The organism is Streptomyces sp. NRRL WC-3549, from assembly GCF_000721935.1.
GTDB lineage: Bacteria > Actinomycetota > Actinomycetes > Streptomycetales > Streptomycetaceae > Streptomyces.
In genome coordinates, this window is sequence record NZ_KL585382.1 from 105,299 (window position 1) to 105,507 (window position 209).

Sequence of the window (209 nt, forward strand, 5' to 3'; positions counted from 1 at the left end):
GGCCGCGGCTGGAGGTACGCGGGACGGTGGCCGCCCGGGCCGCCGAACTCGGGGTCCGCAGCTGGCACGTCTCGCTCAGCCACGACGCGGGGGTGGCGTCGGCCGTCGTGATCGCGGAGGGTTGAACGTATGCGACATGCGTACAGCGTCGAGACCGTACGGGCCGCCGAGCGGGCGCTCATGGCACGGCTGCCGGAGGGCGCGCTGAT

The 209-nt window shown here is 74.2% G+C and carries 1 pseudogene; it reads left to right on the plus strand.

The features are described from left to right. A pseudogene (locus tag IH13_RS36520) lies at positions 1-125 on the plus strand (holo-ACP synthase); the annotation flags it as partial. Positions 126-209: the final 84 nt, after the last annotated feature.